The organism is Gluconobacter roseus NBRC 3990, from assembly GCF_006538885.1.
In the GTDB taxonomy this organism is placed as follows: Bacteria; Pseudomonadota; Alphaproteobacteria; order Acetobacterales; family Acetobacteraceae; genus Gluconobacter; species Gluconobacter roseus.
This window is the reverse complement of the sequence record NZ_BJLY01000004.1, coordinates 265,584-288,202: the sequence shown is the minus strand read 5'-3', so window position 1 is coordinate 288,202 and position 22,619 is coordinate 265,584. Positions and strand designations below refer to the sequence as shown.

Genomic DNA, 22,619 nt, shown 5'->3' with positions numbered 1-22,619 from the left:
GATTGTCTGGCTTCATCACAGTTTCAGTCACGCTTTTCCGAGGATTTCAGAGTGCAGAAGATCCCCATGACCGCAAAGGGACTACAGCGTCTCGAAGACGAACTGCGGACCCTCAAGAGCGTCGACCGCCCTGCTGTCATCCGTGCCATCGCCGAAGCCCGCGAGCACGGTGACCTGTCCGAAAACGCCGAGTACCACGCCGCCCGTGACCGCCAGTCCTTCATCGAAGGCCGCGTTCTGGAGCTGGAGGGCATCATCTCCAATGCCGAGGTGATCGATCCTTCGACGCTGACCGGGACGCGCGTCCGTTTTGGCGCGCATATCGAACTCGTTGACGAAGAAACCGACAAGGAATCCCTGTACCAGATCGTGGGTGTCCATGAGGCTGATATCAAGCAGGGCCTGATCTCGATCTCGTCCCCGCTGGCCAAGGCGCTGATCGGCAAGGATGTCGGGGATACTGTCTCCGTCCCCGCTCCCGGCGGCGACCGGACCTACGAAATCCTCAAGGTCGCATATCGCTGATGTCTGACGTCCTGACGTCCACCACCCCTGTCATGACCATCGCGGATATCGAGAGCGCCCATGAGCGCATCGCGTCCACGGTCGTCCGCACGCCAACCATCGCCTGCCCGGCCCTTTCCCGGCTGACAGGCGCGGAGATTACGCTCAAGCTCGAAAACCTTCAGGCGATCGGCTCCTTCAAGGAGCGCGGAGCGGCCAACAAAATGGCCCTCCTGACGCCGGAAGAACGGGCGCGTGGCGTTATTACCGTCTCGGCAGGCAATCACGCACAGGGTGTGGCCCGTCAGGCCAGTCTTCTCGGTATTGATGCGACTATCGTCATGCCGCGCTTTACGCCGGCCACCAAGGTCGCGGCGACGCAGGCCTGGGGAGCAAATGTCGTGCTCGCGGGTGACGATTTCGCGCAGGCCAGCGAAACGGCCGCTGAGCTTCAAAAACAGGACGGTCGCGTTCTCGTCCATCCGTTCAACGACCCTGCCGTCATCGCCGGTCAGGGGACTGCGGCGCTGGAGCTTCTGCAGGATGCCCCGGATATTGACACGGTCGTTGTCCCCGTAGGCGGCGGCGGACTGATCGGCGGGTTTGCGACCGTCATGGCCGCGCTTCGCCCGGATGTCGAGGTCATTGGCGTGCAGGTCGAGGCCTATGCGTCCCTGTCAAATTATCCGCAGGAAGACGGCCCGACGCAGGGCGGATCGACCATCGCGGAAGGTATTGCCGTCACAAGGCTTGGCGATCACTGCCTGAACGCCTTTCGTAACAGGATCTCGAAGATCCTTGTTGTCAGCGAGCTTCAGGTCGAAAGCGCCATCACGACGCTGGCAGAAAAGGCCAAGCAGGTCTGTGAAGGCGCAGGCGCCACGGGCCTTGCCGCCGTTCTGGCCTATCCTGAGCTGTTCAAGGGACGGCGCGTTGCCTTACCCCTGTCTGGCGGCAACATCAACGCACGCATCCTTGCCAACACGATCCTGCGCTCCCTGCTGCGGGACGGGCGAATCCTGCGGCTAATCTTCCAGATCCCCGATCGTCCGGGCATGCTGGCGGATATCTCGGCCCGCATCGGCAATTACGGCGGAAACATCATCGAGGTCTCCCATCACCGCCTGTTCGCGTCCCCGTCCGTTCAGACAGCCGAACTTCTGGTGATGGTGGAAGCCCGCGACACTGAACATGCCCACCAGATCGAGACCGATCTGGCGCGGCATTACATCGTCCGGCGCGACTGATTTTCAGAGACCGTCCACGATAACAACGTTATAGGGCCCGGCTTTCCAGCGATGCGCGGCAGCTTTCTGATAAGCCGGGCTTTCATACCAGGCCCGAGCCGACGCCGCGTCCGGAAACTCGATAATCACGACACCATTGGGCTCGGTGCCTTCAAGTTTTTCCTGCTTGCCATAAGCCGCAAGGATCTTGGCCGGAAAGCCCTTGAAGGTCTCACCGACCACTTCCGAATATTTCTGGAATTCGGCCGGGTCGGTCAGTTTTTCACGAATGAATACGGCATAGGCAGGCATGGAACGCTCTCCTCAGGATGAGCCTCCATACCCGCCACAAAATACCGTAACTTTCAGCACACAAGAGCGTGTGCCGCAGCCTCAGCGCGTACCGAACAGACGGTCGCCCGCATCGCCGAGGCCGGGAACGATATAGCCGTGTTCGTCCAGATGGCTGTCGATGGAGCAGGTCACGATCTGCACATCGGGATGCAGTCCCTGCACATGGGCAATCCCTTCCGGCACGGCCAGCAGGCAGGCAAAAACCGGATCCTTGGCGCCAGCCGCCTTTACGCGGGTGATGGCCGCAGCAGCGGAATGTCCCGTTGCCAGCATCGGATCGAGCACGATGCAGGTCCGGCCCGGAACGTCACTTGGCATGTTGAAGTAGTATTCGCTGACTTCCAGCGTCTCGTGATCGCGGCGCAGACCGATATGCCCGACACGTGCAGACGGCACCAGATCCAGCATGCCATCCAGCAGACCGTTGCCAGCGCGCAGGATGGAGACAAAGCAGAGCTTCTTGCCGTCCAGTTCCTCACCTTCCATCGGGCCGCTCGGGGCCTCGATATGACGCGGCACCAGTGACAGATTGCGTGTGGCTTCATAGGCCAGCAGCAGGCTGAGTTCGCGCGTCAGGCGGCGGAACCCGGCCGTGGAGGTATTGCGGTCACGCAGACGGGTCAGCTTGTGGCGCACCAGCGGGTGGTCGAGAACGATAGGCGGCAGCGCCTGACTCATGCTTTTTCTCCTTCGGCCGGGCGGAAATCGAGCGCCAGACCGTTCATGCAGTAACGAAGTCCCGTGGGCGGCGGCCCATCAGGGAAGACATGCCCCAGATGCCCCTTGCAATTCGCACAGTGGACCTCGGTGCGGACCATGCCATAGCGGCTGTCCTGTGTCGTTTTGACACCATCGGGCAGCGCCTGAAAGAAAGACGGCCAGCCGCTTCCGCTGTCATATTTCGTGTCCGAAGAAAACAGCTCCCGCCCGCAGGCCGCGCAGGCATAGATCCCCGCACGCTTCTCGTCATTGAGAGGACTGGAGCCGGGGCGTTCCGTTCCGTGTTCATGGAGGATACGCCGCTGCTCCGGTGTCAGGCCAACACCGCAACCGCCACCGGTCTGCCCGTTCGGGCCGCAACTCTGGGTCATGCTGGTTCTCCGGAAAATCTTGAGGACGTCTTCAGGCAGGACTTCTGTAAAAGGGCTTCTGTGGGGATGTATGTAAGCGCCGCCGTATTTTGTCACGCATCTTAAACTGTCAGGACGCAACCTGCCGCATCGCCGACCGTTATCGTCAACACACCTGAAGACGAAAGGATGCGATCATGAGCTCCATGGAAGACAAAATCAAAGGCGTTGCCAACCAGGCTACCGGCAAGGTCAAGGAAGAAGTCGGTCACATGACGAACGACAAGAAACTTGAAGGTGAGGGCGTGGCCCAGAACATCAAGGGCAAGGTCCAGCAGACCACCGGCGATGCCAAGGATGCGGTCAAGAGCGGCGTCGACAAGCTCTGACGCTGACGCACTGATCACGATGCAGCGCCCGCCTTCATGGCGGGCGTTCGCATTTGTATGGAATGATGGCATGATGGGGAAACAGTCCCATCCCTCCTTCCCGGCAGGAGACAGCCCATGTCCACATCCCCGATCCCCCGCCCCGTCATGCTCGTCATTCTCGACGGCTTTGGCTGGCGTGAGGATGAATCCGACAATGCGGTCCGTCTCGCCAATATCCCGACGTTCGACCACCTCTGGACCACCAGCCCCCATGCCTTCCTGAAAACGTCAGGTGAAGACGTTGGTCTGCCCGACGGCCAGATGGGCAATTCCGAAGTCGGCCATCTGAATATCGGCGCCGGTCGTGTCGTCATGCAGGAACTGCCACGCATTTCCCGCAGCGCCCGTGACGGCTCGCTGGCTAAAAACCCGGTCCTTCTGGACTTTATTGCATCCCTGAAGGCTTCGGGCGGTACCTGCCATCTCATGGGCCTGATCTCGCCCGGCGGCGTCCATGCCCATCAGGACCATGTCGTCGCGCTCGCGAAGATCGTCAGCGAAGCCGGCATTCCGGTTGCCGTGCATATTTTCAGTGATGGCCGCGATACTGCGCCGCGTTCGGGCGAGGAATTCATCGGCAAATTCCTCAAGGACCTGCCTGACAGCGTCAAAATCGCAACCCTGAGCGGCCGCTATTATGCGATGGACCGTGATCGTCGCTGGGAACGCGTCGCTCTTGCGGTCGATGCCATCCGTGATGCGAAAGGCCCTCACGCTCCGGACGCGCTTTCCGCCCTCAAGGCCAGTTACGACAGTGACAAGGGGGATGAATTTGTTCTCCCCACCGTTCTGGGCGACTATGCTGGCATGAAGGATGGCGACGGCATTCTGGCCTGCAATTTCCGCGCAGACCGCATCCGCCAGCTTCTGGACGTCCTCGTCCTGCCCGATTTTGCGGATTACGACAGCGGCCGGAAGGTGAAGTTCGCATCCGTCTGCGGCATGTCGCGCTATTCCGACCATCTGGCCCCGCATATGAGCGTCCTGTTCGCCAAGGTCTCGCTTGATGATCTGCTGGGTGATGTGGTCTCCAAAGCCGGCAAGACACAGCTTCGCATGGCGGAGACGGAAAAATACCCGCACGTCACCTACTTCCTGAATGGTGGCCGCGAAGTGCAGTTCGAAGGCGAAGAGCGCATTCTGGTCCCATCCCCCAAGGTTGCGACCTACGATCTTCAGCCCGAAATGTCCGCCCCTGAACTGACGGATAGGGCCGTTGCCGCCATCGAAAGCGGCAAGTTCGACATGATCGTGCTGAACTTCGCCAATCCGGACATGGTCGGCCATACCGGCTCCCTGCCCGCCGCCATCAAGGCCTGCGAGACCGTCGATCAGGGGCTGGGCCGCATCAATGACGCCATCGTCGAGGCGGGCGGCAGCCTGCTTGTCACGGCAGATCACGGTAACTGCGAGACCATGCGCGATCCCGTGACGGGCGGTGCGCACACGTCTCACACGCTGAACGTCGTGCCTGTCATTCTGGCACATGCGGACGGCCGGACAATCCATGACGGCCGTCTGGCTGATCTGGCCCCCACCATGCTGGCCCTGATGGGCGTGAAACAGCCTGAAGCCATGACGGGTGTTTCCCTGCTTGAAAGCGCCTGATCCACGATCGTTTCTGCCGCTCGTTCTGGTCCTGTCGCCCGGCTGGGCGGCAGCCCATCACGCGTCTCATCATCACATCCGCCATACAGAAAAACCGGCGGTCGCCGCGCCCAGCGAGGGACAGAGAGCCCTCGCCCGCGCCCAGGCCGCGCGCAAAGCTCTGGAAAAACGGCAGGCGGATGAAGCTGCGGCCCTGAAGGCAAAACAGCTTGCCTCGGCACAGGCCGAAGCAAAGGCCCGTCAGGACAATGCACGCACTCTCGCCTTCACGGCCCAGACCCATACGGCACAGTCTGCCGTGGACACGACCCAGAGCCGCATCCTTGCACTCAAGGCAAGTATTGCGGAGCTGATAGACAAGCGGACGGCTGTTGAAGCGGATATTCGCCACCAGAACGATGCGCTTCAGCCCCTGCTTCCCGTCGCAGCCCGCCTGTCCATCGCACCGGATGCAGCACTGCTGGCCTCGCCTGAAACAGCGTCCGAAAGCGTAATGGCACTCTCCGTGCTTGGTGGCTTCTCGCGCCTGACCCAGCAGCGGGCACAGGCATTGCAGTCCCGCGAAGACGAACTCCATGCCATCGGTATCGATCTGGATAACCGGCAGAAGGAACTTGCAGACCTGCTTGCGCAACAGACCCGCGAGCGCAATGCAGCCGCAGCCCGCACCAAAGTTGCAGCACGACAGGAAGCCGTCGCGGATCAGGGCGCCCTGAAAGCCCGCAAGGCCGTTGCCGACGCCATGCAGGCCGCAGCGGATCTGTCCGCCGAAATCGACACGCTTGTCCGTCAGGAAGCCCAGGCGCGCGCCGAACTGGAAAAGGAAGCTGCTGCTCTGGCCCGGCAGCACCAGCTCGAACGCGCGCGCCATGCGCGGTCGCAGGCTCAGGCCCTGTCTTCGGCCGGACAGGGCGTTTCCAGTGGCAGCGGCCATGCACCCGTTTCAGGTCATGTTGCCATCCGCTGGGGCCAGACGACGGAAGCCGGCCCCGCAACCGGCATCACCTATGCCGCCCTCTCCTCCGCGTCCGTACAGGCCCCCTGCACGGGCCGAGTCGAATTTGCCGGCCCCTTCCGCTCCTTTGGGCAGATGCTGATCCTGGACTGCGGACGGAATTACCGCTTCGTCCTTTCCGGACTGGGACAGCTGAATGTTTCGGATGGCCAAAGCATCAGGAAAGCTGCCACACTCGGCCAGATGCCTGCGGCCGATGGGATGCTTTTTGTCCAGCTCCGGCATGGCACGCAGGTCGTCAGTCCTGCTCCGTTCCTATGATCCGGTTTGCCGAGCGCGTCTGACCTTGTAGGATCATTTCTTAGTAATTTGGCAACCTGAACCGGCTAAGCCTGCCTTAGCAGGTAATGACGGGTCAGGACATTCCTTCGTTCCCGAGGATGGAGATCACATGAAGTTTCGCAGTGGCCTGTTGCTGGGCACCGCCTTTCTGGCCGGACTGGCCGTCGGACCGGGCGCCCTGCGTCTTGCTAGCTCCGGCGACTTTCCGGGCGCAGCCCTCGCCCGTGAAATTTCCCATGACAACAGCGCGGAAACCGTCCGTCTGCTGACACTGCTGGGAACGGTCATGGATGTGGTGAAGGCGGAATATGTCCACCCCGTCTCCGACAAGGACCTGATCAATAACGCGCTTGATGGGATGGTCGGCAATCTCGACCCCCATTCGTCCTACATGACCGCAGCCCAGTTCCACGACATGCAGACCGAGATTTCGGGCAAGTTCGGTGGTTTGGGTCTTCAGGTTCAGGGTGAGTCCGGACATGTTCGTGTGGTCTCCCCGATCGACGGCACCCCGGCCGCGCGCGCGGGCATCCAGCCCGGCGATTTCATCACGATGGTGGACCACAAGAGCATTGATGACCTGACGCTCGATCAGGCTGTTCGTAAAATGCGTGGTGATCCGGGCACGAAAATCAGCCTGACGATCGTCCGTCCCAAGACAGGCAAGACGCTCACCTTCGACATGACGCGTGAGATCGTGCACGTCCAGATTGTGAAGTCTGCGCTGTATGGCAGCACCGGCTACATCCGCCTGACCGAGTTCGATGATGATCTCGAAAGTGCCATGCATGCCGCCTTTGACAAGCTGAAAGCACAGGCCACCAAGGCGCCGAGCGGGAAACTGACCGGCATCATCCTTGACCTGCGCTCCAATCCGGGCGGCAAGCTCGATCAGGCCATTGCCGTTTCGGACGACTTCATCAAGGACGGTGAAATCGTCTCGATCCGTGGCCGTCACGCTGAAAACAACCAGCGTTGGGATGCCAAGGGCACGGACATCACCAATGGCCTGCCGATCGTTGTCCTGACGAATGGCGGCTCGGCCTCGGCCAGTGAAATCGTGGCGGGCGCCCTGAAGGATCATCATCGCGCCATCATTCTTGGTGAGAAGACCTTCGGCAAAGGCTCGGTCCAGACTCTCATCCCCATCGGCGATCAGGGTGCAGTGCGTCTGACGACAGCGCGCTATTACACGCCGTCCGGCCGCTCCATTCAGGGCCTTGGCATTACGCCCGATATTCCCGTGGCCGAGACCAAGGATGACGATGCCTATGGTTATCGTGAGGCCGACCTGTCCCACATCCTGACGAATATCGGCGGCAACCGGACGAACGAAACCCCGCGTACTGATATTCCGCCGATCGCGAAATCCATTCCGAAGATGCCGGATGCCAGCTGGCCCGCATTCGATGCCACGAAGCCTGCAACCGATTTCCAGCTTCAGCAGGCGATCAAGGTGATCAATGCCATGGCTGGGCTTTCAAACCCGGCTCCGGCGACTGCGCCTGCGACCGAGGTCAAGGCGTCCACACCTGCCACTTCCCCTAAGCCGCCTGAAGCGCGTCACTAAAAACTAAAAAAGGACATCCCGGATCGTGCAGAACCGTCCCGCCTCCAGCCGACCAGGGCTCTGGCAACGACTTCCTGTTATCGGACGCCTTCTGATCGCGTTCTGGGCTGTCCTCCTTGCGGGAGGGGCAGGCGCAACGGCATTTCTGCTGCATCAGCGCAAACCTGCGGTCATCGCGAAAGCAACGCCACCAGTTAGGCCTGCCGTTCCCGCTCACACTGAGTCGTCAATTGCTTCTACACCGGTTCCGAATGATACCGCTCCGGCTGTAAAAACGGTTGAGGCTCAGCCGGTACAGGAGGCCCCGCATTCGGCGGGATCTTCTACCGCGGCACCTCCGGCCACGACTGATGCGGCGGTGCCCAAGGCAGATCCAAACGCTGTTGCACAGCAGTCCCTTCCGCCGGTTACGTCACCTACCGCACCCAATTTACCGGCAGTTGTCAGCCCGGCTCCGGTTGCGCTTCCAGTGGATAAAACCGCTGTCGCGATCGTGTTGCAGGGGTTCGGATATTCTGACGCTCTGACCTATGACGTGCTGTCGCGTATTCCCGCGCCTGTCGCTGTGGGCGTGTCGCCGTATGTTAGCAATATCAGTGACGTGATTGCGCGGGCACATGCCAGCCATCGGGAAGTCTATGTCACCCTGCCGATGCAGAGTGCGCATCCTGAGCGGGTCGATGAAGGTCCGCATGCCCTTGGATATGGAAACTCGGCTGCTGACGACCAGCGCGAACTGGAATGGTGCCTGTCCCGCGCGGCGGGTGCGGAAGGCCTGACAGATGCGTCCGAAAACGGGGATGATCAGCCCGGCGGTGGCTATGCGACCTCTCCGGATTTTTCACCGATCGCCAATATCATCAGCAGTAAGGGCCTGCTGTATCTGGCCGGTTCAGCACAGGATGGACGCCGGACGCGCGGCATGACGGCAACGGCCTGGATTGATGGGGATACGGACGCCACCACTCTGGATAACAGGCTCGCGGCCCTGCTGCCTCAGGATGGAAAACCCGCAAAAATCCTGCTGATGGTCGGACCGGTCACGCCGGTCATGATTGACCGGCTGGCGAACTGGCTCAAGGGACCTGCGGCAGCCCGTTTTGTGCTGGTGCCTCCTTCGGCCTTTGCGGATAGCGGCATCAGCAATGATCAGGCGGCCAATCTTTCATCCTCCAGCCAGGGAGCCCCTCTGTGATCGATCCCCAGACCCTGCCCTATCGCCCGAATGTGGGCATTGCCCTCTTTAACCACGATGGCAAACTGTTCATCGCCCGCCGGACGGATCTTCCGGGTGATGTATGGCAGTGTCCGCAGGGCGGTATTGATGACGGTGAGACACCAGAAGTCGCTGCACTGCGGGAAATGGAAGAGGAAATCGGAACGCGGAACGCCTGTATTCTGGCAGAGCGCGAAGACTGGCTTTCCTATGATCTGCCGCAGGCTCTGATGGGAAAAGCTCTTGGTGGCCGCTTTCGGGGGCAGACACAGAAATGGTTCGTGATGGGCTATGAAGGTCAGGATTCCGATATCCGTCTGGACCTTCATGATCCGGCGGAATTCGACACCTGGGAATGGGTTGAGCCGACAGTGCTGCTGGAGCGCAATCTGGGCTTCAAGAAAGATCTTTATGCAGCGCTGATTCCGGAACTGACGACCCTGTTTCAGGCCGCTGCCAAAGACTGGGTCCGCACCAGCCGCGCATAAAGACCGTTCTTTCTGAGAAGTTCCGCATGAGTGCCTGCCTCGGCGACGGCACCATGATCCATCACAACGATAAGATCGGCTGCCTGCACGGTTGAAAGCCGGTGTGCCACGATCACGGTTGTCCGGCCTGAGCGCAGATTGGCCAGTGCCTTCTGCACACGGGCCTCGCTTTCAGAATCCAGCGCACTGGTTGCCTCATCCAGAAGCAGAATTCGCGGATTGCGCAGCAGGGCACGCGCAAGTGCCACGCGCTGGCGCTGTCCGCCCGAGAGACGACGACCGCCCGGCCCTACCCGTGTTTCCAGACCTGCCGGGAGATTATCGAGGAAATCGACTGCGGCCATGGCGCAGGCCTTCTCGACTTCAATCCGCGATGCAGACGGCCGCCCGATCCAGATATTCTCGATCAGGGACATGTCAAACAAGGTCGTATCCTGACTGACATACGCAATGGCGTCGCGCAGGGATGACAGTGTCAGATCCCGCAGATCCACACCTTCCAGACAGATGCTGCCTTCGATCACATCATGCAGGCGCGGGATCAGGGAAAGCGCTGTGGACTTGCCTGCGCCGCTGGGGCCGACAAGCGCCACTGTTTTTCCTGGCTGGACCTCGAATGTCAGGTTTTTCAGACCAACCCGTCCGTCGTCATAACGGTAGCTGACCTGCTGGAAGGCCAGATGGCCTTTTCCGGATGGTAGCGATATCGCGCCGGACCGTTCCATCACTGCCGGAGGTTCGTCGATCACGGCAAAGACGCGCGACAGGCCAGCCAGCCCCTCCTGAAGAGCCGTATTGAGCGAGCCAAGCGCCCGGATTGGCCGCGATGCCGTCAGAAGAGCTGCAATGAAGGCGGTGAAATCTCCGAGCGTCGCGCCACCTTGCGCCGCCCGCCAGCCCGCAAAACCCAGCACGGCCGCCACAGCTGCTCCGCCCAGAACTTCAAGAACCGGATCGACGCGCGCACGGCCTTTTGCAATCCGCAGGAATGCCGAATGCAGCAGATCCAGAGACTGATCGACCCGCGTGCTTTCCCGGTCTTCCATACGATAGATACGGACCTGACGGGCCAGGGCAAAGCTCTCGTTCAGCAGGGCGGATGTCTCACCGATCTGTTCCTGCATGCCGCCCGACGCCCGGCGTACTTTCTTGCCCAGCTTCTGGATAGGGACTGCCGCAACCGGATAAAGCACGAGCGCAATCAGACTCAGTTCCCAGTCGGTTACGATCATGGAAATGACCAGTCCCACCACCGTCACCGCATCCCCGAGCGCATTGACCACCCGGATCATGGCTTCACGGATCGAAATGGCATCCGTTGTGAAGCGCGCCGCCCATTTGGCCGGGGCTTCCTTCTCGATGGTCGAGACGTCGGCCTGCAGCGAATGCGCAAACATGCGGGACTGCAGGCCACGGATCACGGCAAGAACCAGCCCTTGCACGGCAATCGTCTGTCCGTACTGCGAGGCGGCTTTAAGCCCTGTGACAATCACGACCAGCGCCGGCACCTGATACAGAATCCGGGAATCATGCGCGGCAAACATGTCCACGGCGCGTTTGATGACCGCAGGGTAAAGCGCGGTCAGCCCGGCCATCAGAACCGTCAGGATAACCACGGATATGATCCGTCCGACATGCTGGCGCATTTCCTCGCGCCAGATGCGTTTCATCAGGACGCGGCTGTCCGTATCAAGAGCTGTCGTTTTCGTCATATCCGGGGGTTTAGCAGGCCTTGCGAAAAGGACGAAACCGCAGCCTCACCTGTGTGCGGCCAAATAGGCCAGACAGGCGGCCCGGTCTGGCAGGCATCCCTTCGCCATCCACCAGTTCCGCCCGGTCTTCAGCCATGCCCCCATTCCCGGTCCCGGCTGAACACCCTGGGCAATGGCATCCTTGCCTGACAGGGGAAACTCCGGTTGCGGCATGGCCTGAAGGCTCTCCCGGAACCTGTCCCAGTCAGGGTCAGCCGCGCCGACACGCCGGGCCTGTTCAAGCCAGCTCCGTTCCATGAGGCAATCCAGAGGCTGCAGCACACGCAGGCGCCGCAGATCATCATCTGATGCGTCCGGATGCAGCGCCGGACTGTCGGAGGCCCAAGCTTCAATCTTTGCACCGTCCGCATTGGAGAGCTTCAGACGTCCGGCCAGTTCGCTGCTTCTTTCGCGGCAGAGCGCAAACAGGCGCAGCAACGGATTGCATGGCGCATCACAGTTTAGCAGACGCAACAGAGAAGCGGTGTCCGGAGACGGCAGAACGGTCTGAAGCAGGCCAACACGCGACATTGCCGTGATCGTCTCCATGAGACGGGGACCTGCCAGAATCCGCAGGAGTTCGGATGCGATCCGTTCGGCCGAGAGTGTGCGGATCAATTCAAGCTGTTTCGAGACGGCTTCGCACGCCGCTTTGTCCGGAGCACCGTTCCCATATCGCGCATCGAACCGGAAAAAACGCAGCGCTCTCAGCGCATCTTCTTCGATCCGGCGGGACGCTTCTCCGACGAACCGGACATGCCGGTTCGCCAGATCTTCCCGGCCGCCAAAATAGTCGTGGAGTCCGTCATGCCGGTCCAGCGACATGGCATTGATCGTGAAATCCCGTCGGGCCGCATCTTCCGCCCAGTCTCGCGTCCAGGCGACGACCGCATGGCGTCCGTCGGTTTCTTCATCGCGGCGCAGGGTCGTGATTTCGTAAGGCACGCCGTCCAGCACTGCCGTAACCGTCCCGTGGGACAGTCCGGTCGGAATGACGCGGATCCCGGCATCCTCAAGATGGCGCAGCACATCTTCGGGTGGCTCCGGAGTCGCAAGGTCCAGATCGTGGACGGTGACATCCGCAAGAAGATCACGAACCGAACCGCCGACAAGCCGGGCAGCAGGCAGAATATTCCAGATCCGCTCCAGACCGGACCGGTCCGGGAGGCGCTCCAACAGGCCTGCATTCTGCATCATGCAGGGCGCGAGAGCGGGAAAAAGCAGTCCTGACTCCAGACGCCCAGACAGGGCTGCCCTTTCACATGTCCGGGAACGGCAAGGGCGGCGAGTTCGTAATGGACCGCACGCGTGACCCGCGCGAGGATGGGAAAGGCCCCCTCGCCGTCACGGACATGGACGTAAGGTACGCTGGCACAGTCATCGGACGGACGATCCCAGTCACAGGACAGCGGATGCTCGGGCCCGACGCAGATCAGTTCATCCATATTCGTACGGAAGCACAGGTTCTGCTGACGGCCACAGGTTCCGCGGAAATCCAGCTCGACCGCCACAAACGGCGCATCCTCGACCTGGATGATGCCCTGCTCCATCGGCGTTTTCAGCCAGTACGTCCCTTCGGGATCACGGGTCAGCATCGAAGAAAACATGCACAGCATGGCTTTGCGTTTGATCGCAGAGCCCCGGTAGAGCCATGTACCATCGCGCTGAATGAGAAAAGGCAGCAGCCGCGGGCCTGTACCGGGTGTTCCGGGAAAGGAAGACGGGGGCATCAGGGGATCTGGAGACAGGGAGACGTCAGGACGGGCCGCCTGCCGGAACTCATGATCGCTCAATTTTCCCTCCAACTGCATAAAAACTCTCTTCTCACACCAACTTGGGTGCAATCGAGCCTTGATGAAACCCCCACACCTGTCAGACTGGCAGCATGAGCGAGCAGCAATATTCTTCCGGCGTTTTCGCCGGCACCCTGCAGGGCGAGGCGGACGTGGCTGAAGCCGACCGTCTGGCCCCGGTTCTTCGTCATGTGCGTCAGGCCATCGGCGGGATTGTTCTCGGCCAGGACAGCGTCATTGAACAGGTGCTTGTCACGATCCTGTCCGGTGGTCACGCGCTTCTGATGGGCGCGCCCGGTCTGGGCAAGACGCTTCTGGTCAATACGGCGTCGCGCGTGCTGGGTCTGGACGCCACGCGCATCCAGTTCACGCCTGACCTGATGCCGTCGGACATCACGGGCGCGGAAATCCTCGATCAGGATGCAGACGGGCGACGCGCCTTCCGCTTCCTGCCTGGCCCGATTTTCGGTCAGCTCGTTCTGGCCGATGAAATCAACCGTGCCAGCCCGCGTACCCAGTCCGCACTGTTGCAGGCCATGGCGGAGCGCCGTGTCACGCAGGGTGGCAAGGACTATGCTCTTCCGCGCCCGTTCCACATTCTCGCCACCCAAAACCCGATCGAGCAGGAAGGCACCTATCCGCTCCCTGAAGCCCAGCTTGACCGTTTCATGCTTCAGATCAGCCTCGGATTTCCGGGACGGGATGCGGAACGTCAGATGCTGCTGCAGACCACAGGCGCCACGACACCGACCGCCACGGCACTAATGAATGCCGAAAGTCTTCTCGCGGCCCAGAACCTCGTTCGCCGCCTACCGGTTGGCGATCAGGTCGTTGACGCAATCCTGACCCTGACCCGCTCCCTGCGTCCGGAAGATCCGTCCTCTCCGCAGGACGTGCGGGAAGCAGTGTCCTACGGTCCCGGCCCCCGTGCGGCACAGGCCCTGATGATTGCAACCCGCGCCCGCGCTCTGCTCGACGGCCGTCTGGCGCCGAGCCTGGATGACGTCGTGGCCCTTGCAAGCCCGGTTCTGTCCCATCGTATCGGGTTGGGCTTTGGTGCCCGCGCCTCAGGGACAGATCGTGAAGCCCTGATCCGCAAGCAGGCACAGGCCCTCCTCTGATCGCCGTGAAAAGTCCGTCCGATACCCTGCGCAGTCTCTTCCGCCGCAACCGGGGCGCCGCTTCCAGTGCTCCGACCGTGCAGGCGGAAAGTCTGGCCCTGCCCGCACTTGTTCTTGAAGCCGAAAAGATTGCCGCGAGCCTGCAAAGCGGCGTTCACGGCCGCAGGCGTTCGGGCGCGGGTGAGGATTTCTGGCAGTTCCGTCCTTATCACGCCGGCGAGCCCGCGACGTCCATCGACTGGCGGCAGTCTGCCCGCTCTCCGGTCGAAGACACATTCTGGGTCCGCGAGCGCGAGCGGGAAAACGCCCAGTCGCTGATGCTGTGGTGTGACCCGTCGCCCTCCATGCAGTGGCGCTCGTCCGATGCCCTGCCCACCAAGGCCGAGCGGGCCCAGCTCTGCACGCTGGCGCTGGCTTCCGCATCCCTGCGGGGCGGCGAGCGCGCCGGGTTGCTGACCGGGATCGAGGCGGGACGTGCGCTCGCTGGTCGGCAGGTCCTGCCGCGGCTAGCCGCTTCCCTTCTGCGTCCCGATGCGGACGAACCAGAGTTTCCCCGCATGGCGCTTGTTTCCACCCGGTCCGATCTGGTCGTGATCAGCGATTTCCTGTGGGACGAAGACCGGATCGACACATTTCTCAAGACCTGCGCCAGCCGCCCCGTGCGTACCCATCTCCTCTGCGTTCTCGATCCTGCGGAACGGGAATTGAAACGCTCCGGACGAATCCGGTTCGAAGGCCTTGAAGGCGGCGTTCTGACGCTTCCGGCCATGGAAAGTCTTGGCCCTGCCTACGAACAGGCCATGAATGCCCATCTGGCAGCGCTGAAGCAGAGTGCGGCCTCGCTCCATGCCGAGTGCATTCTGCATGACACGTCGCAGAGCCCGCTTCCGGCCTTGCTGGCGCTTCACATGGCATTGGGAGGCGGCCGATGATCCTTCTCGCCCCGTTCCTGCTGCTCGGCCTCCTCACGCTGCCCGCCTTGTGGTGGCTGGTCCGCGCCACGCCGCCCGCCCCGCAGGATCAGCGCTTTCCGTCCCTGCTCATCCTGAACCGGCTGACAGCGCGGCGTGAGGATGCGGCCCGCTCTCCGCTCTGGCTCCTGCTTCTGCGCATGGCCGCCGTGGCTCTCGTTATTTTTGGACTGGCCCGGCCTGTCCTGACACCGCATCAGGCAGAAACCGGCAACGGACCGCTCACGCTCGTGCTCGATGATGGCTGGGCGGCCATTCCGCACTGGAACGAACGGGTTTCCGCGGCTCTGGCCCTTGGCGAAACTGCGATCCGCAATGGTCAGGACGTGACGCTTCTGCATGCAGTGCGCGCTCCCGATGGTGCGATGCCCGAAGCGTTCACGACGCATGATGCGCACGCCCTGTCCGAACATCTCTCCCGCCTACGGCCTCAGCCCTGGCCGACGGACCGTCAGGCCCTGGCGTCCCTGCTCCAGCACCGGGACCTGTCCGGCCAGCGCGTGATGGTCCTTTCGGACGGACTGGCAGCAAACGGAGACACTGCCCTGCATGACGCGCTCGCAAAGGCCCGTTCGGTGCAGGACATGCGCTGGAATGGCTGCGACATTCTGCGCCTTGCGGCATCCACCGGTCAGGACGGTGCCCTTCATGCCAGAGTGGACACGCTGTCCTGCCCCACGCGGACCGTGACGCTCCATGCCGCCAATGCCAATGGTGGAACGCTCGCCGCTTATCCCGTCAGAACCGGACAGGATCAGACCATTTCGCTCCCGCCCCTCCTGCGGAACCAGCTTGATCATCTGACGCTGGAAGGTGCGACCGGTCCGGCTGCCGTGCATCTGATGGGACAGGCCGATCATCGCCGCCCCGTCGGCATCCTCCAGACGCCCGGCGATGCCACACCGCTCGTCGGTTCGGCGTTCTTCCTGAACCGCGCCTTGCAGCCAATTTCGGATCTGCATAGTGGGGATGCGACGGCCATGCTGAGTGCGCCCCTGTCTGTCCTGATTGCGACTGATGGCGCACTTTCCGGCGATCAGACGCGCAGCCGTGTCCTGAACTGGGTTCGTCATGGCGGCATGCTCGTCCGCTTTGCCGGTCCCGGCCTCGCCGCCGATCAGGGCGCTGCGTCCGACGCCACGTCAGACGCGCTTCTGCCCGTCCATCTCATGAGCGGCATGCGTCAGCTCGGCGGTCCCATGTCCTGGGGCAAGCCGCAGACGCTGGCGCCCTTCCCCGAGACCTCGCCGTTTTCCGACCTGACGATCCCGCCCGATGTCACCGTCTCCCGGCAGGTTCTGGCCAAGCCTGAAACGGGCCTCACGGATCATGTCTGGGCGGCTCTGAGTGACGGAACACCTCTCGTGACCGCACGGGCAGAAGGGAATGGCGAGATCGTCCTGTTCCATGTCACGGCCTCGCCGGACTGGTCCAATGTGCCGTTGTCCGGGCTGTTCCCCGACATGCTGGAGCGCCTGATCGAGCGTTCGGCCGGTGTCGCGGGCGGTGGACCTTCGGAGCTTGCACCGTGGCGGATTGTCGGAAGTGACGGCGGGCTCATCATGCCGCCCCAAGCCGCGCGCTCCATCCGCGTCTCGGATCTGGCGCATACGCCTGTCTCCGTCACTCATCCCGCCGGACTTTATGGTCCGGCCCATGGAACGCATGCCCTGAACCTTTCCGACTCCGCGCCCGCAATGAAGGAAGAAGCCCTGCTTGGGACCCGGATTTTACCGGATGGCGCCCATGCGGACCGTCCGCTTGGCCCTGCGCTGATGACAGCGGGTCTGCTGCTTCTGCTTCTGGACCTGATCCTGTCCCTGCGTCGGCGTGGTCTGCTGGGGGCTCTGGGCGTGGCCTGTCTGCTGATCCTGCCCGTGGCCCATGCCCAGAGCCCGACGCAGATGCCGCCCCTGCCGACCACAGTGCCACAGGCCGCGCTCGATACACGGCTGGCCTATGTCATCACCGGCCATGACGATATCGACACTGTCTCCCGCGAGGGGCTTCAGGGCCTCTCCGACTTCACGACTGCACGCAGTTCCGCAACGCTCGGCCATCCGGATGGCGTCGTTCCGGGCAAGGACGATCTGGCGTTCTATCCGCTCCTGTACTGGCCGGTCACACCCGACGCCCAGCCCGACCCCGAGCGCACGAAAGCCCTCAATGCGTTCATGGATCATGGTGGCATCCTGCTGATCGATGAACAGGGCGCAGGAACCGATACGGATTCCGGAACCAGTTCCGCCGCCCGGGCCGCGTTGCAGCGCGTCACCGACGGCCTCGTCGTGCCGCCCCTCGCCAAGCTGACGGAAAAGCATGTTCTGGCCCACACCTTCTATCTGCTGCACAGCGGCTTTCCCGGCCGCGTTGCCGGACAGCCGGTCTATGTCGCGCGTAATGGCGATGAGGCGAATGATGATGTCAGCCCGGTCATCATCGGCAATGGCGACTGGGCGCATGCCTGGGCCGTGGATGGTTCGGGCAACCATCCCTTCGCCGTTATCCCAGGTGGCGAGGACCAGCGCACGCAGGCCTATCGTTTCGGCATGAACATGGTGCTGTACGCCCTGACCGGAAACTACAAGAACGATCAGGCCCAGTACCCGGAAATGCTCCGCCGCCTCGGCACACCCGACAATGGAGCCGCCGCAACCAGCCCGGACAGCGTTGACGAGGAGGACGCACCATGATGTTCGATCTTTCTCCCATGCTGCCGGTCTGGCTTCTGACGACACTGACAATCCTGACCGTTGTGGGCGCAGTCTACGGTGCTATCCGTGGCGCGCGCGGCATGCTCTGGCGGACGCTGGCTGTGCTGGCCCTGCTGGGCTGGCTGTCCGGACCGCGTTCGCTGCATCCGGTGCTGCGTCCTGTGCCGCAGGATGCTCTTCTGGTCGTGGACCGCTCGGCCTCCATGCAGGTTGGCCACCGGACTGCCATCGCTGACCATGCCGCCGAACAGATCATGCAGGACGCGGCCCATCTTCCGGGCCTGACCCTGCATCGCGTCGATGTGCCGGGCGGGACCGGTCACGGAACGCGCCTGTTCGAGGCGCTGGACCACGCCGATCTGCCGCAGGGCCGTTTCGCGGGCGCCATCGTCGTGACGGATGGTATGGATCATGACGTTCCGCCCCATCTGCCGCCCCGCTTCCATGGGTCAAACGGCCAGACGCTTCCGCTGCATCTTCTGCTGACGGCGCATGGCGAGGAACAGGACCGGCGCCTGCGCATCCTGAGCACACCGCCTTATGCGATCGTCGGGCAGAACGCCACGATCCGCGTTCAGGTGGACGATCTGGGCGCTCCGAGCGCTTCGGACGCCATCCTCACCATCCGCTCCGGCGAAGCCCCACCGCAGACACGCCCCATCCAGACCGGTACGCCGCAGGACATCATGCTCCCTGTCCAGCATCCCGGCGAGACGCTGGTTGGGCTGTCCGTGTCCCCTCTGGCCGGGGAAGCGTCTACCGAGAACAACAGTGAAGTCGTGCGCATCCGTGGCGTCCGGGACCGGCTGCGTGTGCTGCTGGTCTCAGGCGTGCCCAATCAGGGAGAGCGCGTCTGGCGTCGGCTGCTGAAAGCCGATCCGTCCGTCGATCTCGTGCACTTCACCATCCTGCGCTCCCCCAATACCGATGATGGCACGCCGCTGTCGGATCTGGCGCTGATTCCGTTCCCTATCCGCGAGCTGTTTCAGGAAAAGATCCGCAGCTTCGACCTCATTATTCTGGACGGGTTCCGCAACAGCAACATCCTGCCCGACGAATACCTGACCAATATCGCGGATTACGTGCGCAATGGTGGCGGCCTCCTTGTGACGGCCGGACCCGAGTTTACACAGGACGGCACGCTTCAGGACACAAGTCTCGCACAGGTGCTGCCCGCGCATGTTGGCACGGACGGAATCGTCACCCGCGCCTTCCGCCCCGCCCTGACCGATCTGGGCAGGACGCATCCGGTTACCGCTGGTCTGACGGAAGACTGGGGCCCTTGGTACCGCGCACTTCGCCCTGACCAGTCCCACGGCGAAGACCTGATGCACGGTCCTGATGGCGCACCGCTTCTTCTGCTGGACCGGGTGGATCGCGGGCGCGTGGCCATGTTGATGTCGGATCAGCTCTGGCTCTGGTCGCGCGGTGAGGGTGGCGGCGGACCGCAGGCCGAACTTCTGCGACGCCTGTCGCACTGGCTGATGAAAGAGCCGGACCTTGAGGAAAACCGCCTCACTGCCCGGATCGAGAACGGACAGCTCACCGTGGAGCGTCATGCGGCCGGGCAGACGGTGTCGCCGGAAGCCTTCGTGACCGCACCCGACGGAAAGCGCCAGCCTATCACGCTAACCCAGACCAAAGGCGTCTGGCACGCCAGCCTGCCCGCGACCCTGCCGGGAATCTGGAGTGTCCGACAAGACGGCCTCGTTGCTTTTGCTAGCCCGGTTTCCCATGACCCGATCGAACGTCAGGATCTGCGCGCCACCGCGACCGTCATGGGCGCCAGTGCCAAAGCTTCCGGCGGAACCGTCTCATGGATTGCGGATCAGACGCCCCATCTACGGCAGGTCCCGGCCGGTAACGCCATGAGCGGATCGGACTGGATGGGCCTGCCCGTCACGACCGCCGCCGTCGCAGGCGAGACGCGCACGAAAGACCTTGTTCCGGCCTGGGCGGCGCTGCTCGCAGCCCTGATTTTCCTTGCGATCGGATGGTGGCGAGAAGGTCATTGAAAAAATGTCACAATCCGGCATGCCTGAGAGGCATCTGCAGACTCGCACAGGACGATCGATCACAGTATATTGGCACCATGCGACTGCTCCCCACCCTGCCCCGCCTGCTGCTCATTGCCGCTCTGGCAATGACGCCGACGATTCTCGTACCCTGGCATCACGCCCAGGCTCAGGATGCCGACGACGCCGAGGCTGAACAGGAAGCCGAAGCCGCCCAGAAGAAGGCCGAGGCCCGCAAGGCTGCCCAGCGCGCCGCGCCGCCTTCTGCCCTGCCCGGAGCAGAATCTGCGGATGAGGATGCCGGTCATGCCCGTGCTGACGTGAACCCGACGACCGCGCTTTTCGATGCGATCAACCGCGGCTCACTCAACGCCGCCAAGGAAGCACTCAATCGCGGTGCCGACATGGGCGGTCACAACGTGCTGGATCAGACGCCGCTGGACATGGCCATCGACCTGAACCGCAAGGATATCATGTTCCTGCTGCTGTCGATGCGGACCTACAACCCGGACGGCAGGATCGAGAACAGCGTCTCCGATCAGGGCGTCGAAATGAAAAATGGCAACGGCCATCTGACGATCGGCGGCAAAACCGTCACGCCGAAGCGCTCCCTCGTCGCAGCTACACCTCATTTCGATACAAGTGGTGGCAAGGCAGATCCCTCGGTCGGCTTCCTCGGCTTCGCGGGACACTAGATTTTTCTGACCCAGACACGAAAAAAGCCGGAGAGCAGTCTCCGGCTTTTTTATATCCGCTCTGTCCTGGCCTCAGCCGACGTTACGCAGCGCCTGACTTTCCTGACGCAGCACGTCAATCTGAACGAACTGACCGTCCCGCTCGAAATACCAGAACGTCCAGCCATTGCAGGACGGTGCATTGGTCAGCATTGCGCCCAGCTTGTGAATGGAGCCGCGCTGGTTGCCCGATACGAGCGTGCCATCAGGCGTAACCGTCGCCTTGAGACGCTTCTGCCGGTCGTACAGCAGCGTCCCGGCCGGTAATGCTCCCGTCTCGACGAAGCTTCCGAACGGAATACGCGGCATTTCGCGCTTGGCAGGCGTCGTCGCGAGATGCTCGGACGACAGTCGCTCCTCGCGTGCCACGCGCTCCCGTGCTGCCTTGACGTAATCCGGATGCCGTTCGATCGCGATGTAATGCCGGCCCAGACGCTTGGCCATCGCCGGGGTCGTACCGCTTCCACAGAACGGGTCCAGCACGACGTCATTGGCATTGGTCGAGGCCACCAGCACGCGATGCAGCAGGCTTTCCGGCTTCTGCGTCGGATGCAGTTTCAGACCATGTTCGTTCTTCAGGCGCTCATTGCCCGTGCAGAGCGGCAGATACCAGTCCGAACGCATCTGAAGATCGTCGTTCAGAGCCTTCATGGCCTGATAGTTGAACCGGTACTTGCTCTGCGGACCGCGCGCTGCCCAGATCAGTGTTTCATGCGCGTTGGTAAAGCGACGTCCGCGGAAATTCGGCATCGGGTTGGACTTGCGCCAGACGATGTCGTTTAGGATCCAGAAACCCAGATCCTGCATGATCGCACCCAGCCGAAAAACGTTGTGGTACGATCCGATGACCCAGATCGTGCCGTCCTTGTGCAGGATGCGGCGCGCTTCGCGCAGCCATTCGCGCGTAAAATTATCGTAGGTCGCGTAATCCGCGAACTTGTCCCAATCATCGTCCACACCATCCACGACGGTTTCGTCCGGACGACGCAGCTCACCGCGCAGCTGAAGGTTGTATGGAGGATCGGCGAAAATGCAGTCCACGCTCCCATCGGGAAGCGTCTTCATCGTTTCGATGCACTCTCCACGCAGGATCTGGTCGACGGGAAATTCACCGCTCATACTGCGTGTGCCTCTGCTTCAATCATGTTTCGTATAGGCGCGAACCCGCGCCTGTGATGGGGTGTCACCCCCCGGAGCTTCAGTCCCAGCAGATGCGCCGCCGTGCCGTAACCGGCGTTGCGCTCCCACCCATAGGCATCATGCCGCACGGCCAGACGCGCCATCAGGCGGTCCCGCGTCACTTTTGCGATGATGGAGGCTGCGGCAATGGACAGGCTGATCCCGTCTCCACCGATCACCATTTTGATGGGGCATGGCAGCTTCGGGGCATGTTTGCCGTCCACAAGCGCCAGATCAGGTGTCCGGCCGAGCCGGGACAGCGCGCGCCGCATGGCCAGATAACAGGCCTGGGCAATATTGATCTGCTCGATTTCCGCGACAGACGCAGCACCGATGCCAATCAGTGCCTGCTCATCCGCCATCAGGGCGTCATAAGCCAGCATCCGGCGACGGGCCGTCAGTTTCTTGGAATCATCCAGCAGGGAACACAGGTGATCTGACGGAGGGGCCATAAATGCGACGGCAGACGCCACAACCGGCCCTGCCAGAGGACCACGCCCGACTTCGTCGATCCCGACGACCAGCCCCCCATGGGCAGCTTCCAGGGCGTAATCCGGCATTTCTGAACATTCTCCCC

General features: G+C 62.2%; 21 protein-coding genes. 13 read left to right on the top strand and 8 right to left on the bottom strand.

The window, feature by feature from the left end; translation table 11 throughout:
- Positions 1 to 51: 51 nt before the first annotated feature.
- Together greA and GRO01_RS11355 are read left to right on the top strand one after the other, a co-directional pair.
- The gene (gene greA, locus GRO01_RS11360; protein WP_062509589.1) at positions 52 to 525 is read left to right on the top strand and encodes a transcription elongation factor GreA; all 474 of its coding nucleotides are present in this window, start codon (positions 52 to 54) and stop codon (positions 523 to 525) included.
- Positions 525 to 1,751: a threonine ammonia-lyase gene (locus GRO01_RS11355; protein ID WP_062509591.1), complete on the top strand. Its 1,227-nt coding sequence runs from the start codon at positions 525 to 527 to the stop codon at positions 1,749 to 1,751. The genes greA and GRO01_RS11355 overlap by 1 nt, the downstream gene beginning before the upstream one ends.
- Before the next feature lie 3 nt (positions 1,752 to 1,754).
- On the opposite strand, the gene GRO01_RS11350 is transcribed toward GRO01_RS11355, so the two are convergent.
- The 3 genes from GRO01_RS11350 to msrB form a co-directional block, all read right to left on the bottom strand.
- Positions 1,755 to 2,042, bottom strand: a complete 288-nt coding sequence (locus tag GRO01_RS11350; protein WP_062509593.1) for a DUF1330 domain-containing protein — start codon at positions 2,040 to 2,042, stop codon at positions 1,755 to 1,757.
- A gap of 81 nt (positions 2,043 to 2,123) precedes the next feature.
- Complete coding sequence (gene upp, locus GRO01_RS11345; protein ID WP_062509596.1) at positions 2,124 to 2,762, bottom strand: uracil phosphoribosyltransferase; 639 nt, start codon at positions 2,760 to 2,762, stop codon at positions 2,124 to 2,126.
- The gene (gene msrB / locus GRO01_RS11340) at positions 2,759 to 3,175 is read right to left on the bottom strand and encodes a peptide-methionine (R)-S-oxide reductase MsrB (protein ID WP_062509598.1); all 417 of its coding nucleotides are present in this window, start codon (positions 3,173 to 3,175) and stop codon (positions 2,759 to 2,761) included. Before msrB ends, upp begins: the two co-directional genes overlap by 4 nt.
- A gap of 176 nt (positions 3,176 to 3,351) precedes the next feature.
- Here msrB and GRO01_RS11335 point away from each other — a divergent pair, with 176 nt between their 5' ends.
- The 6 genes from GRO01_RS11335 to GRO01_RS11310 all read left to right on the top strand — a co-directional run bounded on the left by GRO01_RS11335 (position 3,352) and on the right by GRO01_RS11310 (position 9,764).
- Positions 3,352 to 3,543, top strand: a complete 192-nt coding sequence (locus tag GRO01_RS11335) for a CsbD family protein (protein ID WP_062509601.1) — start codon at positions 3,352 to 3,354, stop codon at positions 3,541 to 3,543.
- Between the two features lie 117 nt (positions 3,544 to 3,660).
- Entirely contained in the window at positions 3,661 to 5,193 is a 1,533-nt protein-coding gene (gpmI, locus tag GRO01_RS11330; protein ID WP_062509603.1) for a 2,3-bisphosphoglycerate-independent phosphoglycerate mutase, read from the top strand.
- Complete coding sequence (locus tag GRO01_RS11325; RefSeq protein ID WP_062509606.1) at positions 5,180 to 6,469, top strand: murein hydrolase activator EnvC family protein; 1,290 nt, start codon at positions 5,180 to 5,182, stop codon at positions 6,467 to 6,469. Before gpmI ends, GRO01_RS11325 begins: the two co-directional genes overlap by 14 nt.
- A 130-nt stretch (positions 6,470 to 6,599) precedes the next feature.
- Entirely contained in the window at positions 6,600 to 8,060 is a 1,461-nt protein-coding gene (locus tag GRO01_RS11320) for a S41 family peptidase (protein WP_062509608.1), read from the top strand.
- Between the two features lie 25 nt (positions 8,061 to 8,085).
- Positions 8,086 to 9,255, top strand: a complete 1,170-nt coding sequence (locus GRO01_RS11315) for a divergent polysaccharide deacetylase family protein (protein ID WP_062509610.1) — start codon at positions 8,086 to 8,088, stop codon at positions 9,253 to 9,255.
- Positions 9,252 to 9,764, top strand: a complete 513-nt coding sequence (locus GRO01_RS11310) for an RNA pyrophosphohydrolase (RefSeq protein WP_062509612.1) — start codon at positions 9,252 to 9,254, stop codon at positions 9,762 to 9,764. The genes GRO01_RS11315 and GRO01_RS11310 overlap by 4 nt, the downstream gene beginning before the upstream one ends.
- On the opposite strand, the gene GRO01_RS11305 is transcribed toward GRO01_RS11310, so the two are convergent.
- From GRO01_RS11305 to GRO01_RS11295, 3 genes are read right to left on the bottom strand one after another with little or no spacing between them, the layout of a single operon-like run.
- Positions 9,722 to 11,476 (bottom strand): ABC transporter ATP-binding protein, encoded by a 1,755-nt coding sequence (locus tag GRO01_RS11305; protein WP_062509614.1) that lies wholly within the window; start codon positions 11,474 to 11,476, stop codon positions 9,722 to 9,724. The two genes, GRO01_RS11310 and GRO01_RS11305, sit on opposite strands and share 43 nt — an antisense overlap.
- Positions 11,477 to 11,521: 45 nt before the next feature.
- Positions 11,522 to 12,712 (bottom strand): CCA tRNA nucleotidyltransferase, encoded by a 1,191-nt coding sequence (locus GRO01_RS11300; protein ID WP_062509617.1) that lies wholly within the window; start codon positions 12,710 to 12,712, stop codon positions 11,522 to 11,524.
- The gene (locus GRO01_RS11295; RefSeq protein WP_062509831.1) at positions 12,709 to 13,245 is read right to left on the bottom strand and encodes a DUF1285 domain-containing protein; all 537 of its coding nucleotides are present in this window, start codon (positions 13,243 to 13,245) and stop codon (positions 12,709 to 12,711) included. The genes GRO01_RS11300 and GRO01_RS11295 overlap by 4 nt, the downstream gene beginning before the upstream one ends.
- 155 nt (positions 13,246 to 13,400) lie before the next feature.
- On the opposite strand from GRO01_RS11295, the gene GRO01_RS11290 reads away from it, so the two are divergent.
- The 5 genes from GRO01_RS11290 to GRO01_RS11270 all read left to right on the top strand — a co-directional run bounded on the left by GRO01_RS11290 (position 13,401) and on the right by GRO01_RS11270 (position 20,824).
- Positions 13,401 to 14,429: an AAA family ATPase gene (locus tag GRO01_RS11290; RefSeq protein ID WP_062509619.1), complete on the top strand. Its 1,029-nt coding sequence runs from the start codon at positions 13,401 to 13,403 to the stop codon at positions 14,427 to 14,429.
- Positions 14,430 to 14,434: 5 nt separating this feature from the next.
- Positions 14,435 to 15,361, top strand: coding sequence for a DUF58 domain-containing protein (locus GRO01_RS11285; RefSeq protein ID WP_062509621.1), 927 nt, complete (start codon positions 14,435 to 14,437; stop codon positions 15,359 to 15,361).
- On the top strand, positions 15,358 to 18,093 hold the full coding sequence (locus GRO01_RS11280) for a DUF4159 domain-containing protein (RefSeq protein WP_062509623.1): 2,736 nt from the start codon (positions 15,358 to 15,360) through the stop codon (positions 18,091 to 18,093). Before GRO01_RS11285 ends, GRO01_RS11280 begins: the two co-directional genes overlap by 4 nt.
- Positions 18,090 to 20,129, top strand: coding sequence for a hypothetical protein (locus tag GRO01_RS11275; protein ID WP_062509625.1), 2,040 nt, complete (start codon positions 18,090 to 18,092; stop codon positions 20,127 to 20,129). The genes GRO01_RS11280 and GRO01_RS11275 overlap by 4 nt, the downstream gene beginning before the upstream one ends.
- Positions 20,130 to 20,206: 77 nt before the next feature.
- Complete coding sequence (locus tag GRO01_RS11270) at positions 20,207 to 20,824, top strand: ankyrin repeat domain-containing protein (RefSeq protein WP_062509627.1); 618 nt, start codon at positions 20,207 to 20,209, stop codon at positions 20,822 to 20,824.
- A 72-nt stretch (positions 20,825 to 20,896) separates the two neighbouring features.
- Here the strand turns inward: GRO01_RS11270 and GRO01_RS11265 are convergent, their stop codons facing one another.
- The gene (locus tag GRO01_RS11265; RefSeq protein WP_062509629.1) at positions 20,897 to 21,982 is read right to left on the bottom strand and encodes a site-specific DNA-methyltransferase; all 1,086 of its coding nucleotides are present in this window, start codon (positions 21,980 to 21,982) and stop codon (positions 20,897 to 20,899) included.
- Positions 21,979 to 22,602 carry a ribonuclease HII gene (locus tag GRO01_RS11260; protein WP_062509631.1) on the bottom strand — a complete coding sequence of 208 codons (624 nt, stop codon included), beginning with the start codon at positions 22,600 to 22,602 and terminating at the stop codon, positions 21,979 to 21,981. The genes GRO01_RS11265 and GRO01_RS11260 overlap by 4 nt, the downstream gene beginning before the upstream one ends.
- Between the last annotated feature and the right edge of the window lie 17 nt (positions 22,603 to 22,619).